The 16,488-nt window shown below is 41.5% G+C and carries 17 protein-coding genes and 1 tRNA gene; 10 read left to right on the forward strand and 8 right to left on the reverse strand.

Features of this window, described 5'->3' with window-relative positions:
• Positions 1-245 precede the first annotated feature (245 nt).
• The 7 genes from C8D94_RS12850 (at position 246) to C8D94_RS12880 (ending at position 6,444) form a co-directional block, all read left to right on the forward strand.
• Positions 246-806: a hypothetical protein gene (locus C8D94_RS12850; RefSeq protein WP_115124368.1), complete on the forward strand. Its 561-nt coding sequence runs from the start codon at positions 246-248 to the stop codon at positions 804-806.
• A 104-nt stretch (positions 807-910) separates the two neighbouring features.
• Complete coding sequence (locus C8D94_RS12855) at positions 911-1,774, forward strand: sigma-70 family RNA polymerase sigma factor (RefSeq protein ID WP_115124369.1); 864 nt, start codon at positions 911-913, stop codon at positions 1,772-1,774.
• 188 nt (positions 1,775-1,962) lie between these two features.
• Positions 1,963-2,367 carry a BLUF domain-containing protein gene (locus tag C8D94_RS12860; protein ID WP_115124370.1) on the forward strand — a complete coding sequence of 135 codons (405 nt, stop codon included), beginning with the start codon at positions 1,963-1,965 and terminating at the stop codon, positions 2,365-2,367.
• Positions 2,364-3,023 carry a ribulose-phosphate 3-epimerase gene (rpe, locus tag C8D94_RS12865; RefSeq protein WP_115124371.1) on the forward strand — a complete coding sequence of 220 codons (660 nt, stop codon included), beginning with the start codon at positions 2,364-2,366 and terminating at the stop codon, positions 3,021-3,023. The genes C8D94_RS12860 and rpe overlap by 4 nt, the downstream gene beginning before the upstream one ends.
• An 81-nt stretch (positions 3,024-3,104) precedes the next feature.
• Positions 3,105-4,196, forward strand: coding sequence for an AraC family transcriptional regulator (locus C8D94_RS12870; protein ID WP_115124372.1), 1,092 nt, complete (start codon positions 3,105-3,107; stop codon positions 4,194-4,196).
• Between the two features lie 91 nt (positions 4,197-4,287).
• On the forward strand, positions 4,288-5,409 hold the full coding sequence (locus tag C8D94_RS12875) for a T9SS type A sorting domain-containing protein (RefSeq protein ID WP_115124373.1): 1,122 nt from the start codon (positions 4,288-4,290) through the stop codon (positions 5,407-5,409).
• A gap of 69 nt (positions 5,410-5,478) precedes the next feature.
• Complete coding sequence (locus tag C8D94_RS12880; RefSeq protein ID WP_115124374.1) at positions 5,479-6,444, forward strand: YpdA family putative bacillithiol disulfide reductase; 966 nt, start codon at positions 5,479-5,481, stop codon at positions 6,442-6,444.
• Here C8D94_RS12880 and C8D94_RS12885 read toward each other — a convergent pair.
• Complete coding sequence (locus C8D94_RS12885) at positions 6,441-7,277, reverse strand: zinc-dependent peptidase (protein ID WP_115124375.1); 837 nt, start codon at positions 7,275-7,277, stop codon at positions 6,441-6,443. The genes C8D94_RS12880 and C8D94_RS12885 overlap by 4 nt on opposite strands.
• An 83-nt stretch (positions 7,278-7,360) precedes the next feature.
• Positions 7,361-7,894 (reverse strand): hypothetical protein, encoded by a 534-nt coding sequence (locus C8D94_RS12890; protein WP_115124376.1) that lies wholly within the window; start codon positions 7,892-7,894, stop codon positions 7,361-7,363.
• 133 nt (positions 7,895-8,027) lie between these two features.
• Here C8D94_RS12890 and C8D94_RS12895 point away from each other — a divergent pair, with 133 nt between their 5' ends.
• Positions 8,028-9,059 (forward strand): helix-turn-helix domain-containing protein, encoded by a 1,032-nt coding sequence (locus C8D94_RS12895; RefSeq protein WP_115124377.1) that lies wholly within the window; start codon positions 8,028-8,030, stop codon positions 9,057-9,059.
• A gap of 200 nt (positions 9,060-9,259) precedes the next feature.
• On the forward strand, positions 9,260-9,418 hold the full coding sequence (locus tag C8D94_RS12900; RefSeq protein WP_115124378.1) for a lmo0937 family membrane protein: 159 nt from the start codon (positions 9,260-9,262) through the stop codon (positions 9,416-9,418).
• Between the two features lie 201 nt (positions 9,419-9,619).
• On the opposite strand, the gene C8D94_RS12905 is transcribed toward C8D94_RS12900, so the two are convergent.
• Both C8D94_RS12905 and C8D94_RS12910 read right to left on the reverse strand, forming a co-directional pair.
• A tRNA-Arg gene (locus C8D94_RS12905) sits at positions 9,620-9,693 on the reverse strand.
• Positions 9,694-9,717: 24 nt separating this feature from the next.
• Positions 9,718-10,170 carry a GatB/YqeY domain-containing protein gene (locus C8D94_RS12910; protein ID WP_115124379.1) on the reverse strand — a complete coding sequence of 151 codons (453 nt, stop codon included), beginning with the start codon at positions 10,168-10,170 and terminating at the stop codon, positions 9,718-9,720.
• Positions 10,171-10,325: 155 nt separating this feature from the next.
• Here C8D94_RS12910 and C8D94_RS12915 point away from each other — a divergent pair, with 155 nt between their 5' ends.
• Positions 10,326-10,742: a BLUF domain-containing protein gene (locus tag C8D94_RS12915; protein WP_115124380.1), complete on the forward strand. Its 417-nt coding sequence runs from the start codon at positions 10,326-10,328 to the stop codon at positions 10,740-10,742.
• A 62-nt stretch (positions 10,743-10,804) separates the two neighbouring features.
• Here C8D94_RS12915 and ftsZ read toward each other — a convergent pair whose 3' ends face one another.
• The 4 genes from ftsZ to C8D94_RS12935 form a co-directional block, all read right to left on the reverse strand.
• Positions 10,805-12,886, reverse strand: coding sequence for a cell division protein FtsZ (gene ftsZ / locus C8D94_RS12920; protein ID WP_115124381.1), 2,082 nt, complete (start codon positions 12,884-12,886; stop codon positions 10,805-10,807).
• Positions 12,887-12,987: 101 nt separating this feature from the next.
• Positions 12,988-14,322 carry a cell division protein FtsA gene (gene ftsA / locus C8D94_RS12925; RefSeq protein ID WP_115124382.1) on the reverse strand — a complete coding sequence of 445 codons (1,335 nt, stop codon included), beginning with the start codon at positions 14,320-14,322 and terminating at the stop codon, positions 12,988-12,990.
• Between the two features lies 1 nt (position 14,323).
• Positions 14,324-15,043: a cell division protein FtsQ/DivIB gene (locus tag C8D94_RS12930; RefSeq protein ID WP_115124383.1), complete on the reverse strand. Its 720-nt coding sequence runs from the start codon at positions 15,041-15,043 to the stop codon at positions 14,324-14,326.
• Positions 15,040-16,419 (reverse strand): UDP-N-acetylmuramate--L-alanine ligase, encoded by a 1,380-nt coding sequence (locus C8D94_RS12935; protein WP_115124384.1) that lies wholly within the window; start codon positions 16,417-16,419, stop codon positions 15,040-15,042. The genes C8D94_RS12930 and C8D94_RS12935 overlap by 4 nt, the downstream gene beginning before the upstream one ends.
• Between the last annotated feature and the right edge of the window lie 69 nt (positions 16,420-16,488).

Raw genomic sequence — 16,488 nt, forward strand, 5'->3', positions numbered from 1 at the left:
CGAGAACAGCTTTTCAAATTAAAAATTCCTATTCTCGATATTAATTTTAAGCTTTACAAGCATAAAATTCACACGAATTGACGGAATTTTATCAAAATGCATAACGGATTAAGAAAGGAAATTTATTTTCGTTTTTTCATCCGTCTGTTAAAACTGGAGATACTGTTATGTTTCAATACATTTTGTTTGGACAAATGAAAAGATAGCATGATTTTTGCCCCCAATTCATACCCCAAATATAATCGATGAAAAAATTTCTCATACTGGCGCTCCTCTCCTTAACCACAACTCTTTCCCAAGCTCAATTTATTAAAGAAAAAGCCATAAAAGCCCAAATAGGCTATGGTTTGAGTGCTCCTTACGACACCAGTGATGTAGTGAACGATGGTTTTTTTGCACAAGCCGAGTTAATCCTAACAGCGGCTTCGTGGGTAGATTTTAGACCCTATGCAGGCTTTGTTACCACAAGTTCCGACGGGGAAGACCTTAACGACAACCCAACCCCGTTTAAAGCAGAAACAACCTCTTTTTTGCTAGGTGGAAAAGCACGGGTAAACGCCCCAATCCCCTATGTATCCCCTTACATTGAAATAGGTATAGGAACCTCGATTGGAACGTTCACTACCGTAACCGAGTTCGAGGATATTGACAAAAGCGGGATCGTATACCATATCCCTTTTTCCTTTGGGTTGATGCTGGGAAAAAACAAAAGTGTAGATATAGGATTTTCGTACTATTTCCAACCATCGGTTGAACAATTTGCTGGTGCGTTCGCAGTAGGAATCAGCTTTCCAATGAACGATTGAGGGTATAGCCTTCAAAAAAAATCACTACTTTGTAACCTTTTTTGCGCTTTTTACGTATAACTCAATACCACACAATGTGGTGCACTCAAATCTTACAAACCTAAATGAGACAACTCAAGATTACAAAGCAGGTTACCAATAGGGAAACCGCTTCTTTGGACAAGTACCTTCAAGAAATTGGAAAGGTAGACCTCATCACCGCAGACGAAGAGGTAGAATTGGCACAAAAGATAAAGGCTGGCGACCAACGAGCGTTAGAAAAACTTACCAAGGCCAATTTGCGTTTCGTGGTTTCGGTGGCTAAACAATACCAAAACCAAGGACTTACCCTCCCAGACCTTATCAACGAAGGAAACCTAGGGCTCATAAAAGCCGCACAGCGTTTTGACGAAACCCGTGGTTTCAAATTTATATCCTATGCCGTATGGTGGATTAGGCAATCTATCCTACAGGCCTTAGCAGAACAGTCGCGTATTGTTCGTCTTCCGTTGAACAAGATTGGTAGCATCAACAAGATAAACAAGACCTTTGCATTTTTAGAGCAAGCACACGAGCGCCCGCCCTCTGCCGAGGAAATAGCAAAAGAGCTGGACATGACCATTAACGACGTGAAGGAGAGTATGAAAAACTCTGGCCGTCACGTATCCATGGACGCCCCTCTTGTTGAAGGTGAAGACAGCAATCTGTACGATGTATTGCGAAGTGGTGAGTCGCCCAACCCAGACCGTACACTATTGCACGAGTCCCTCCGTACCGAAATTGAACGCGCCCTGGAAACCCTCACGCCCCGTGAAGCAGATGTGGTACGCCTTTATTTTGGCTTGGGAGATCAGCACCCAATGACCCTCGAGGAGATAGGTGAAACTTTTGATCTTACGCGCGAACGTGTACGCCAAATCAAGGAAAAGGCAATAAGACGCCTAAAGCACACTTCAAGAAGCAAAATCTTAAAGACATATTTGGGTTAAACGCAACCCAGTAACCGCAACTTACAGTATTTAAACATACTGTTCGTTTTTTGATTGATGAATGACCTCCGGCTGATTACCGGAGGTTTTTTTTAAAAATATTGGTATATGTATTTCAGAAAAAGGTATTCTATTGTCTCATTTCAAAAATTAGTACCTTTGGCACATACAACCTAATCATTTCATAAATGACTTATACAGTATGCTATGTAAGCAAAGCAACCGAAGGGCTGGGTGAAACTGAAATTGAGGACGTGTTTGCTACCACACTGAAAAATAATGCCGAAAAAAATATTTATGGAATTCTCTTATATGGTATGGGGAATTTTTTCCAGGTTTTAGAAGGCAACAAAAAAACTGTTGAATCCTTATATGAACAGGAAATAAAAAATGACACAAGGCATTATGACGTTTTTGAAATTATGAGAAAGACAACCCAGGGACCAATTTTTTCTTCCTACAGCTCTGTCTTCACAATTGTAAAAACCAATGAGCAGCTGGAACAGATAAAAACCTACCTAAGACAAAACAAAGTGAATACCACTTCCGATAAATTAAGCCGACTTCTAAACCCTTTTTTACTAGACTTATGAGTAAAACATTAATTGCGCCCTCTATTCTTGCCGCAGATTTTGCCAACCTACAACGCGACGTTGAAATGGTGAACAACAGCCAGGCCGATTGGTTCCATATAGATATTATGGATGGCGTATTTGTCCCCAATATATCATTTGGGATGCCCGTACTGGAGGCCATTACCCGTCATGCGAAAAAAACGATTGATGTTCATTTAATGATCGTGGACCCAGATCGCTATATCAAGGCCTTTGCCGCTTTGGGAGCTAACATATTAACGGTGCATTACGAAGCCTGCACCCATTTACACCGAACGCTACAGGCCATAAAAGCTGAAGGTATGCAAGCGGGCGTAGCATTAAATCCGCACACCAACGTAATGGTACTGGAAGATACCATCCAAGATATAGATTTGGTATGCGTAATGAGCGTGAACCCAGGATTTGGTGGCCAGAGTTTTATTGAGAATACCTACAATAAAGTACGAACTCTTAAAAAAATGATTCAGGAAAAAGGTGCCACGACCAAAATTGAAATAGATGGTGGCGTAACCAATAAAAATGCTAAGCAATTGCAGGAAGCCGGCGCAGATGTTTTGGTGGCCGGAAGCTATGTATTCAAAGCAGAGAATCCACCCCAGACCATCGCTGGCCTGCAGGATTTGCTACGATAGTGTTCTACAAAATAAGGTCTTGATTTATAATCCAAGACGCATGTTAATTGGCTAACACGCTTCAGCCAATTATATTTGTGTATGCAAGTTTCCCCCTCTTTCGATACTTGGACCGCAGGTTTCTTGATTGCAGTGGCCATGGGGCTGTTCCTGTTTACTGTTCTTTTAAGCAACCGAAACAAAAAAACGGTACCCATCGCTTTCTTTGTCCTGGGGTTTTCGCTCATCCTATTACAATATGTGCTCTACTGGACGCAGTATCAATTTATGTATCCGTATCTGGTTTTTTTTCCTCCCGTTTGCTATTTTGCCACAGGGCCGCTGCTGTATTGGTACTTCCTAAATTTATACAATAAACCCATACCTAGATACTTTGAACTACATTTTGTACCCGCTGTACTCTGTTTCATTCCCTATGTCTTCAATTTGTTGAAAAACAATGGTTTCGGGATCGATTATGTTCCGCTGGCCAGTTTACCACAATACTATCAATTAACCATTGTACACTTGGTCGTGTATGCGTTGTTACTAGTTGTACTGAAAAAGAAAAATGCTTCCAACACTTCTGAATATAGCACCATTCGCAACCGTTGGGCTTTGGTACTCATTGTGTTGTATGTGCTTTTTATTACAGCATATCTTTCGTATTACATATTGGTCAATTTTTCATTTTTTAATGCCGAATGGGACTACGCCATCTCTATTATGATGACGCTTAGCATTTACACTATAGGCTATTTTACCTTTAAACAACCCAAGGTGTTTGATGGGGAGTTTTATGCTGAAATCTTCCTCCCTAATGTTTCAAATTTTGAAAGTTTCGAAAACCAGATATTGGAGGAGCTCTACAAAAAGATCACCAGCCACATGGCGCAGGAAAAACCCTATCTGGACAATGAGCTGCGCTTGGCAAACCTGGCAGACCAACTTGGGTTTACCACACACTTACTCTCCAAGGTAATCAATAAAAAATCTGGTGGAAACTTTAACCAGTTCGTAAATCAATACAGACTGGAAGCCGCGGAAGATATGCTGAAAAAAGACCCTAGCATCCCTATAAAGATGGTGTATTTTGATGTGGGTTTTAACAGTAAGGCAGCATTTTATTCGGCATTCAAGGAAAAGCACCATTGTACACCACTACAATATCGGCAAGGCCTGGAACTGTCGTGATTTATAAATTGGAGCGTGCAGAATTATAATTCTGAACCCTTTTCAGAAAATAGTATTGCACCTTAGCATCATACTAATCCTAAAAATTGATATGATGAAACTTTTACAACACCTTACACTTTTTTCTACCTTGCTCTTTTCAGCATACCTAACGGCACAGGATCTAAAAATATACGTGAGCGATGCAGAGAACTTTGCTCCCAACACGGGAAAGATTATACAATACGATATAGATGGTAGCAACCCGCAAGTTTTTGTTGATGAAGAAATGAGCTGGCCACAGGATATCGTCTTTATAGCAGACCAAAATGTGGTGCTCATCTCGAACCTGAATTCAAATCGCATTACAAGACACAACGCCTCCACGGGAGCATACATTGACGATTTTGCCACAGTCGCTGGTGGGCCTACCCGTATGCAGATACGTCCCGATGGGTTTTTGTACGTATTGCAATGGAGCGCAACGGACAATAATGTGCTTCGTTATAACCTGGACGGAACTTTTGAGGACGAATACACTAACACGGGCGTCCCAAGAAGTATAGGGATGGCGTGGGACGATGCGGACAACCTATATGTTTCCTCTTTTTCACAGGCGAATGTAACGCAGTTTGATTCCAATGGGGACGAAGTGGGAGAATTTATAGACAACGCCGAATTATCTGGCCCCACCAATCTCTATATAGATGGTGATGGGAACTTCCTCGTTTTTGACTGGAACGATGGGAATATTGAACGCTACAACGGTACTGGAGGCCACATAGACACGTTTATTGACGGTCTTGGGCAGGTGGAAGGTGTAGACTTTTTGCCCAATGGCAATAGTCTTATTGGCAACGGCAGCACTGCCGAAGTAAAGCAATATAATACAGCCGGCACCTTTATTGAAAACACCGTAGAGACAGGTGCCGGTGGGCTGGAACAACCCAATGCCGTAGTAATTTTTGACCGCAGCACGCTATCGGTTCCAGAAAATGGTATCGCTTCCCAGGTATTCGTAACACCTTCAGTGAGTTCGAAATTTTCAATACATAAAAACAGTTTGTCGAATTTCAGTTCCGTAAAAGTGTACAACACGCTGGGACTGGTTGTAAAGGAATTTTCAGTATACGAAACACACTGGGACGCCTCACACCTTTCCGAAGGTATTTACTTTGTGGTGGGAATGCAGGACGGGCGAAAATCGACACAAAAAATCATCGTGAAAAAATAACCCTTCAGCACACAAAAAGTAACAAAAGCCTGTTTCCTTTTTGGGGATGGGCTTTTGTATCTTTGTGTTATGGTTTCAACAAAAGTCCTCATCATTGGCGCTGGCCCCATAGGCATTGCCTGCGCACTCGCCTGCCAAAAACAGAATCTCGATTATATTGTTGTGGAAAAAGGAGCGTTGACGCATTCCTTGTTCAATTATCCCTTGAATATGAAATTCTTCTCCACTTCGGAAAAGTTGGAAATAGACAATATTCCTTTTATAAGCAATGAAGCCAAACCTGGAAGAAACGAAGCGTTGGAATATTACCGAAGGGTAGTTACGGCAAACAACCTCCATATACAGTTGTTTGAAAAGGTAACCGCGGTAAAAAAACAAGGGGAGCATTTTACCGTAACCACGACCACTACTGAATACAAAACTGAAAACGTAATCGTAGCTACCGGCTTTTACGATATCCCTAAGATGCTGAACGTACCTGGTGAGGATCTTCCAAAGGTTACACATTATTACAAAGAGGCGCATCCCTACGTTTTACAAAAAAATATAGTGGTAGGTGCCAGCAACAGTGCGGTAGATGCCGCTCTGGAAATTTGGCGCAAAGGTGGAGAAGTTACGATGGTAGTACGCGGAAAGTCTATTGGCGAACGAGTGAAATACTGGGTAAAGCCCGATATTGAAAACCGCATTGAAGAAGGCAGCATCACAGCATATTTTGAAAGTGAAATTTCAGAAATAAAGGAAAACGAAGTTACCATACACACCCCTAAAGAAAAAAAGACCCTCCCCAACGATTTTGTGATAGCACTCACTGGGTACCGACCCAATTTTGAGTTTCTACGCAATATGGGCATTTCACTTTCTGATGAAAAGAATATCCCCTCCTACAACCCAGAAACCATGGAGAGCAATGTAAACGGTATATATCTAGCAGGTGTTATTTGCGGGGGCACCGAGACCCATAAATGGTTTATAGAAAACTCGAGGGTTCACGCAAAACGAATTGCAAACCACATTGCCAAGAAAGCTAGCTAGTACCCTGCAAAACCAAAATTGAGCAATTTTTTGGTATGGTCGTATAGTTCTGGGAAATGCTCCTTGAACTCTATGGGAGATTCTATGAAATATTCGGCCAGGACGGCCATGAATTCATATTGGTTGGTAAATGCATAGGACCTAAAATAGCGGGTTTCGTCCAGTTTATTCTTTACTTCTTGGTGGGTCAATCGCTTTAGGATATTTTGGAACTGCTTCCCAAACCTTGTGGAATCCAGATCTCTACTTTTTTTGGCTTCCAGTTGCATGGCGTGCATAAATTCGTGGATTCCCAGGTTAAGATTGTCATCGGTAATACGGTAGCCGTTCTCGAAATCCTTCCACGATAGTACTAAAGCTTTTTCCCGAGGATTGAACTCTCCCTTGTGGTGGTGTTCGTTCATCGTGCTATAAAACTCTTCGGGATAGATGAGTATGTAGTCTATAAGGGAATATTCATAGTGTTTGCGGCCAAAACTGAGCATACAACCTACAGCAGCGATGAGGGTTTTCATCCTGTCCGTCACCTCAAGACCCTGTCTTCCCACAAATTTTTTATTGGCAATAAACATAGCCACCCTATGCCTAAACTCTCTTTTGTGCCGTTTGGAAAGCAAACCGTAAAAATGGAATTCTTCTTCAAGGATTTTTTCCTGCTCTTTAGAAATATTCTTATACACAAGATAGTGGCGCAACAAAGGCCTATCGAACCTATTGGCATACCAGTTCTCGAATATTCTAAAGAGAAAAAGTAAAAAGCCCAACAATACAATGGCATAGGCGTAGGGCGCTAGCCAAGTTGTATCGTTTTCAACTTGTAGGAAGTAGGTCATAGGTTTTTTGGGTGATGTAAGATACTAATTTATCTACTAGAAATCACAACCTTAGATACCTAACGCTATGTTGCTATCTATTATTACTTATTACGGCCCTCCCCCTTAAATTGCTGTGAATTATTTTTAAAAAGCACATTAAAAGTGGTCAAACTACCATAACAGCGTGTTATGTATTGTTGCAAGTCTACCTTGTCTTGGTCATCCAAGGTTTTGTTGCTGTTTATCTTTTGTTCCATTACACGCAGGCGATCACGCAACATCACTACTTTATGGAAAAAGGTATCTATGGGTATTTCTTTGTCCGTAAGGTTGGTATCCTTAGGTTTCAGGATTAGAGTCCCGCCTTTGTATTTATCGGCCAAGGGGACAACTTCAGATGCATCGCTCCATTTTTTCAGGATACTACGGAGGCTTTTTTCAACTTCGTAAAAGCTCACAGTATCCACTTCATCTTCGGCGGCCTCTATTACTTCAAACTCTTCATCGAAAGAAAGGGTTTCCAGTCCGTTTTCAATAAAAGTAACCCAATACATCCGGCTGTCCACATTGGTCACTACACCTTTACCATATTCCTTGTGCTCTATCCTGGAGCCTATTCCTAATATTTTCTTCATCGGTTTTTTTCTGAATTTGAAAATTACATATTTTTAAATAACAACAAACCTTTTTCACACAAAATGTAGTACAAAAAACATTCTGTAAAATGCTATAATTTTAATTTGTACCTTAGAGACCACAAAACAACTCATGACCAAAATTGAAGTACAATCACTTCCGCTCTACGAAGTGATACAGGATATTGCAAAAGCTTTTAATGTAGATTATACCGAGAATTGTGGTGAGTACCACGTTACCATCCCAAAAAATTACGGTGAAGGCTATATAAAAGGGATAAATTTTGATGGCGGCTTTGGAATATTGATCTATGAATGTAAATTTCACAAAGACCTGGAATTTCATTTTGTAGTGGACGACGTGCACCCATTGAAGTTTTTATACTGTCTTAAAGGGGTAATACACCATAGGTTCCAAGACAATGCCAGCAATAATACCATCCAGCAATACCAAAGCTCTATAGTTGCCAGTAAAAGTACCAATGGACATATCTTACATTTTTCGGCAGATACCGAAGTACAGGTTGGGAGCCTAGAATTGGACAGGAAAGAATTTCAGGAAAAAGTGAATTGTGAGCTCAAGAGCCTCTCTCCAGAACTGAAGGAATTGTTTACCGATAAGATGGCACTTCGCGAATTTTACCATAAAGGATATTACAGCCTGCAGATAGCCGACCTGTTTTCGAAAATACAAAGCTTTAAGAATAACGACTTTATACGTAGGATTTTCCTCGAAGGGCAAGCCTATAATATATTAACCCACCAAATTGTACAGTACCACGACGATATTAATGAAGAGGAAGTAAGTTCCATACTGCGCAGTTATGAGATTGTACAAATAAAAAAAGCGGCTAAGATTATAGACCACCATCTTGCAGACCTAGAGTCAATAGAAAAAATTGCCGAAGAAATAGGGCTCAATATCAACAAACTCCAATTGGGCTTCAAACATCTTTACCAGACCACGGTAAATGGCTACGTACAACAAAAACGGATGATTCTGGCAAGGAACCTCCTAAACAATACCGATTATAATATTTCTGAGATAGTAGCCAAGATTGGCCTTTCCAGTAAAAGTTATTTTTCAAAAATCTTTAAGGAAACATACGAGATGTCCCCTTCAGAATACAGAAAGAACCGGAAGACGCTTCGAAACGACAAATAACGTATTGGAGAAATCCAACAAAACGGTTCTAAAAATATTCTTTTTTCTCAAACACCTTAACAATTTCGCCACAAAAAATAACACATTTAACGTACTTTCAACTATTTGTTTTTCAATACGTTAAAAGCTGTTAAAAACATATTTTCAGAAATTTTCCTATGCTATCTTTAGGTTAACAAACAACTTAAAAACAGAAAAACATGAAAGATTTAATTTGGTTAATCGTTGTAATTTTAATCGTAGGATGGCTTATAGGTTTTATAGGTTTTGGAGAAGCGGTTGGTAACTTGATACATATTCTCCTCGTACTTGCCGTAATCGTAATATTATACAAACTCTTAACCGGCAGAAAAGTATAAGCGAGTTGTGGGTGGGCGGTAAAGAGACAGAACCAACAGAAAGTGGCGTTCGCTTTGCACATCTCCACCTCAGTACTATATTTAATACAATCCCGAAACTGCTACCTGTTCGGGATTTTTTTTATGTACTACAATACTTTTTTCGACGCCTTCCCACAAAAAATCCCGAATACGCTATGCGCATCGGGATTATGGATGTAGTGACCGCGGAGGGATTCAAACCCCCAACCCTCAGAGCCGAAATCTGATGCGCTATTCAGTTGCGCCACGCGGCCTTATTGCCTTGCCCTATAGCAAAACTATTTCATCAATTTCTTTTTTACGATGGTGCTAATGGTTTTACCATCTGCCCTTCCTGCTGCCTTACCACTTACAATACCCATAACCTTTCCCATATCTACCATGGATGAAGCTCCAGTTTGTGCAATGGCATCGTCCACCAACTGCTCTATTTCAGCCTCGGTCATTTGTGCGGGGAGAAACCGCTCTATAACGGCGGCTTCGGAAAGCTCTGGTGCTGCAAGATCCTCACGGCCCTGTTCCTTGTAAATTGTTGCGCTATCCTTGCGTTGCTTTACCAATTTCTGCAGTAGTTTAAGCTCTTCTGCCTCACTTAACTCCTCCTTTGCACCGCTTTCGGTCTGGGCAAGTAAAATTGCCGACTTTACAGAGCGTAATGCTTGCAGTGCTTCTTGGTCTTTCGCTTTCATCGCGGCCTTCATAGCCGTCATAATCTGGGTGGACAAACTCATGATCTCCTTTTATTGGACGCCAAAGATACTTAATTCCCAACATATTTCAGTAGAAATTTAAAAGGCCTTCTAACGAAAAATGGCAACTTTTTTTTCTTTTATGGCAACATAATTTCACAAATGCTTGTATTTTTATTGAAACAACCAACCATACAATGAAACCATTACATACCATTTGCTATATAAGCAATGCAAAACCTGAACTATCTAATAGAGAGATAGAAGAAGTTTTTGAAGTTACATCTCACAATAACAATGAGTTTGACGTTAGTGGTATCCTTTTGTACAATATGGGACATTTCTTTCAGGTGATAGAAGGTGAAGAGGAACACATAATAGATCTTTATGAAAACAAGATAAAAGTAGACCCAAGGCACGAGGAGATTTTTGAGGTTTACAATAAAGCTACTACAAAGCCTGTATTTTTAGAGTACGATTCAAAATTCAACATCGTAAAAACCGAAGAAGACCTTCAAAAGATTAAAGATTACCTATACAATGTAAAAACTTCAACATCGGACAAACTTACCCGTTTATTGCGGCCTTTTGTATTGTTTAAAGATGTAAAATAATCAATTAAAAAGGCCTGTTGCAAACTCACAACAGGCCTTCCAAATTATAATGTAACCATACATTAATCTACATTATCGTGCAGGAACGAATTGTTGTTCCGTAAGTCTATATCATCATCGTCTGTATTTACAGAGGTTCTGGACAGACTGGTATCGGTATCTTTATCTTCCAACTCAATACCCATTCGCTTGTAGGCGGGTTGTTTCTCGATATCCTCAATCTTGGAAGCACTATTCCTGAATTTATAATTAAACTCCTTCATAGTTTTTTTGCGCTCCTCGGTACGGGATGCCAAAAGTTTTGATATGGGCGTGTTCATCGGGTCCACATCTTCTGGCGCTACCTCCTCTTCTGGTTCCGGTTCCACGGTCTTTGTTTTAAAGACTATTTCCTCTTCGGCAGCTTCATTCTTTGGTTTTGCATTTAATAATTCTGCTTCCTTTTCTTCATAATCGTCCAAACTATAACGCTTCACTCCTTGGTTGGACACTTCGGTAATGGGCACTACCTCTACCGCTTCATTCACCTCTATATCCTCAATGTTTGAAGTGAGCGTCTCTTCTTCCTCCTCTTGCTTTTTGGTCTGTCCGCTCGCTGGTTTTGGGTCGTTTAATGGAAGGTCGAACATCAATATTTGCTCTTCTGATGCAGTATCAGTTTGAGTAGGTTCGATCTTCTTTTCAACTATTTTGAAATCTTCTTCGGGTTCAGGTTGTTTTGCTGAAATTTTCGTTTCGGTCTTTGGTGCGGGAGTTACAATCTCAAAACTATTTACATCAATTTCGTTGATGAGTAACTGCTCAAATTCAGCAACATGGTGAATGTCCACTAGTGTGGTTTCAACATCTATGTTCTTTATCAATTCTGAAGTTTCGATATACCCCTCAAAAGGTAATGAGGCCTGAGGCTCTTCTTGGGCTTTTTCCTCTACAACATTTTTTATTCTGGGTGCTGTTTTTGGAGGTTCTTCTTCGTCCAATACCAAGGTGTGCCTAATTACAGTATCCTCTTTTGGTGTCTCTGGTTTTACTTCGGTAGGTTTAGTGAGCTCCACTGGTGTTGCCCCAGGTTTTGTAGAGAGGTCCTGTTCTGCCTTTTGTTCTTCTTCCAGTGTGTGGATTATCTTCTTGGTTTCGGTATTACTTATATCGTCCTGCTGCTCTGCGTTAAAACCCGTAGCGATTACAGTGATAGCAACAGCCCCTTCCAGGGTTTCATCCTCACCAATCCCCATGATAATATTGGCGCTGTGACCTGCCTCGCTTTGTATGTGGTCACTAATTTCGCCTATTTCATCTATGGTAATCTCCTCGTGTCCTGAAACAATGAGCAACAATACATTTTTGGCTCCTGTAATCTTGTTGTCGTTGAGCAGTGGTGAATCCAACGCTTTGGTGATGGCCTCTTTCGCGCGGTTAGAGCCACTCGCACTGGCACTTCCCATAATGGCCGTTCCACTATTCGCTAAAACGGTTTTCGCATCGCGAAGGTCAATATTCTGTGTGTAGTGATGTGTAATAACCTCTGCAATACCTCGCGCAGCTGTGGCCAAAACTTCATCTGCTTTGGAAAAACCAGCCTTAAAGCCCAGATTTCCATATACCTCACGTAACTTGTTATTGTTTATCACAACTAGCGAGTCGCAATTCTGGCGTAGTTTTTCTACTCCAATCTGCGCCTGTTCGCTCCTCATTTTTCCCTCAAACTGAAATGGAATAGTAACAATACCCACAGTTAAAATATCGAGCTCCTTGGCCATCTTGGCAATAATGGGTGCTGCTCCGGTACCGGTACCGCCTCCCATACCAGCAGTGATAAAAATCATTTTGGTATTGGTTGAGAGCATGTTTTTAATTTCCTCAAGGCTCTCCATGGCGCTCTGTTCACCAATGGCAGGGTTGGCTCCTGCTCCCAGTCCTTCGGTTAGCGACACCCCCAATTGGATCTTAATGGGTACGGCGCTGTTTTCCAAGGCTTGTGCATCGGTATTGCAGATCACGAAGTCTACTCCCTTTATGCCCTGACTGAACATGTGATTGATTGCGTTACTACCGCCGCCGCCAACGCCTATCACCTTTATGACGTTGCTTTGGTTCTTTGGCATATCGAACGCAATGGTTGTTTCATCAAAATTGCTACTCATATTGTTGTTTTTTGCGAGGTTTTATGTTTATCATTCTGCTTACGCAGTATTTTTTTATTTCTATTGTTCTAGCAGACTGCTGCTACCAACTACAACTTTTCTCATTCTGCATTGTCCAGGAACTCCTTGAACTTCTCTGCCCATTTATCGAAAAACCGCTTTCGCTCTACTTTTGGTTCTTCTGCAGTTTCTGGTGTGCTACTTTCCATCTCCTCATTACTATCCTCCTCCTGGGTTGCTTCCGTAGCTTTCATTTCTTTGGGAGTGGTGCGGTGTTTGTTTTCCAAACTGTTGAGCACTAACCCTACCGCTGTGGCATATAAGGGACTAGTGGTCTCGCTATCGCTATTTCCTGCCAAATGCTCGTTAGGGTACCCTATACGGGTGTCCATTCCCGTGATATACTCCACCAGTTGTTTTAAATGCTGTAATTGGGAGCCTCCGCCAGTGAGCACGATACCAGCGATCAATTTTTTCTTTTGCTCCTCGTGACCGTAATTTTTTATTTCCAAATACACCTGCTCGATAATCTCCACTACACGCGCATGGATTATTTTTGAAAGGTTCTTCAAGGTGATTTCCTTGGGTTCCCTTCCACGCAATCCTGGGATGGAGACAATCTCATTATCCTTATTTTCCCCCGGCCACGCACTACCAAATTTCACCTTGAGCAATTCGGCTTGTTTCTCAATGATGCTACAGCCTTCTTTTATGTCTTCAGTAATCACATTTCCGCCAAATGGAATCACCGCCGTATGACGAATGATGCCGTCCTTGAAAATAGCAAGGTCGGTTGTTCCACCACCTATATCGATCAAGGCTACACCTGCTTCTTTTTCTTCTTGGCTCAATACTGCATTTGCAGATGCCAAGGGTTCCAGTGTAATTCCCGAAAGTTCCAGACCGGTACTCTTTACACAGCGGCCAATATTGCGAATACTGGAAACCTGCCCAACGACCACATGAAAATTAGCCTCCAAACGACCGCCGTACATTCCAATGGGTTCTTTGATTTCAGCTTGACCGTCTACCTTAAAATCTTGTGGGAGCACGTGTATGATTTCTTCACCCGGTAACATTACCAGTTTGTGTACTTGATTGCAAAGGCGCTCAATATCTTCTTCATCTATCACCTCGTCGCTATTGCTACGGGTAATATAATCGCTGTGCTGGAGACTACGTATATGCTGGCCTGCAATTCCCACTACAACATCTTCAATCTTTAATCCCGAAGAGGTTTCAGCATCCTGCACGGCTTGCTGGATGGACTGGATGGTTTGTGTAATGTTGTTTACAACACCACGGTGTACCCCGAGACTCTTGGATTTTCCTATGCCCAAGATCTCCATCTTCCCATATTCATTGTTCTTACCAATCATAGCAACAATCTTGGTGGTACCAATGTCTAATCCTACCGCTATGTTCTCGTTTTCCATCCTATTCAATTTTTGTGGCTACAACCTGTTTCCCAAAACGCAGATCGATTGTTTTATAGCCCTGTAACCTGTTATCCTCTTTTGCCTTTTTATAAAATGCCTTAAAATTCTGAAACTTCAAGTCCATATTTTCCACGTTCCCAAAAATCACATCAAAACTGTATTTACGCAGTTTCAAGGTTACCTTATCTTTTTCAGAAACGTGGATTCCCACAACGCTCTGTTTCATAAAATCATCTTCGCCTATCCTTATTAATAACGGTGTAACTTCGCTAAAATTGGTTGTAGACCTTCCTGTAATCAAGGGTACTCTTGCTGCATAAACCGATGACAGTGGCATTTTCTTCCCGTCCTCATCAAGGTAATAGTTGGGAGATGCAGCTATTCTTCCTATAGGGTTTCGCTGTTCTATCTTTGCCCCCAAAACGCCGTCAACCGTTACATACACTTGCGCATCACGAATCATATCATTTCCCAACAAACGGGACTCCATCTCTTTCAAAACTAAAGTTTCTTTAGGGATGCCCGTAACACTGTCGTTATTTTGTACTAACAATTTATTAACAGTAGCCAGTGTGATAAATGGGTCGTTCTCATCAAGGAATTCTACATTGATCCTCTTCAAATTTCGGTTGGCATTTCTTTTTTGCGTAAAGCTGAAAAGAAACACGACCAAGGCTGTGAGCAACACAAATTTTATAACGGGTATATACCTTTTCATCTTTTTAATACTTTAGTCATGGCTTCAACCTCAGCTCCTATATCGCCTGCTCCTACCAACAATTGTATACGGCACGGAGAGTTTTTTAATGCTGAAGGGATGTCGGATTTTGTTATGACCTTAGCAGTATTGACTAAGCTTCTACCGCGCTCCGCCTGACACTCTAAAACCAATTTCAGCAACCAGTTTGAGGTAACACCCTCTATGGGTTCCTCTCGAGCAGGGTAGATATCCAGCAACAATACTTCATCAAATTGTGCCAAGCTTTGGGCAAACCCCTTGGCAAAATCCTTAGTCCTGCTGAAGAGATGTGGCTGAAAGACGATAACTTTTTCATCTTCCGGGTACATTTCTGAAACGGCTTGGTACAAAGCATTTATTTCGGTAGGGTGATGGGCGTAATCATCTATCAAAACCAAATCGTCCCTTTTTATTTTATACGAGAACCTACGCTCCACCCCCTTAAAGGTCGCTAAAGCTTTGGGAAGGCAATGGGTTGGGGAACCAGCTAGCATTGCCATTCCCAGAGCTGTTACAGCATTATGTAGGTTGTGATGTCCGGGTAGGTGAAATTGTAAATTATTTATAGTTTCCGCAGGTGTTTTCAGGTCGAAAATATAGGCGCCATCTTCAATACGTACATTTTGCGCTTCAAACGCTGCCGCTTCTTCAATAGCGACAGACTGCCCCTCTAGCGGTAGCCCTTTTTTAAACAATAGGTTATTTTTTTCTGGAAGTAAATCCGCAAATTCCCTGAACGCACCTTGAATTGAAGTTTCAGTTCCGTAGATGTCCAAGTGATCTGCATCCATAGAAGTAACGCAGGCAATATCTGGGCTCAAGGTAAGGAACGAACGGTCAAACTCATCGGCCTCCACCACGGTGATCTGGGTACCTTTTGAAATAAAATTCGAGTTGTAGTTCTCGGCAATTCCCCCTAAAAAAGCAGTGACCGGCATCTCGCAGTACGCCAACAAATGACCCAATATGGCGCTTGTTGTTGTCTTACCATGAGTGCCGGCTACCGCCAAACATAAAGTGTTTCGTGTTACCTCACCAAGCAGCTGGGACCGCTTGATAACGGTATAATTATTTTCCCTGAACCAGTTTAACAAGCTATTAGCCCTTGGGATAGCTGGGGTGTACACCACCAAGGTCTCTTCTTTTTGCTGGATATGCGCTGGAATTTCGTCAACAGTATCTACAAAGGTAATCCCAATACCCTCTGAATTTAATGCTCGCGTAAGATTGGTTTCAGTCTTGTCATACCCAAACACGGCAAAACCCTTCAACTTTGCGAAACGGGCGAGCGCACTCATCCCTATCCCGCCAATGCCGATGAAGTAAATGGTTTGTATGTTGTTTAAAAGGCTCATATTTTATACGAACAAGCGGGTTTTCTTATATTAAAATTCTGTCTAAACATCCCCCTAGCCCACCCCTTT

The organism is Marinirhabdus gelatinilytica, assembly GCF_003353425.1.
GTDB classification, from domain to species: Bacteria; Bacteroidota; Bacteroidia; order Flavobacteriales; family Flavobacteriaceae; genus Marinirhabdus; species Marinirhabdus gelatinilytica.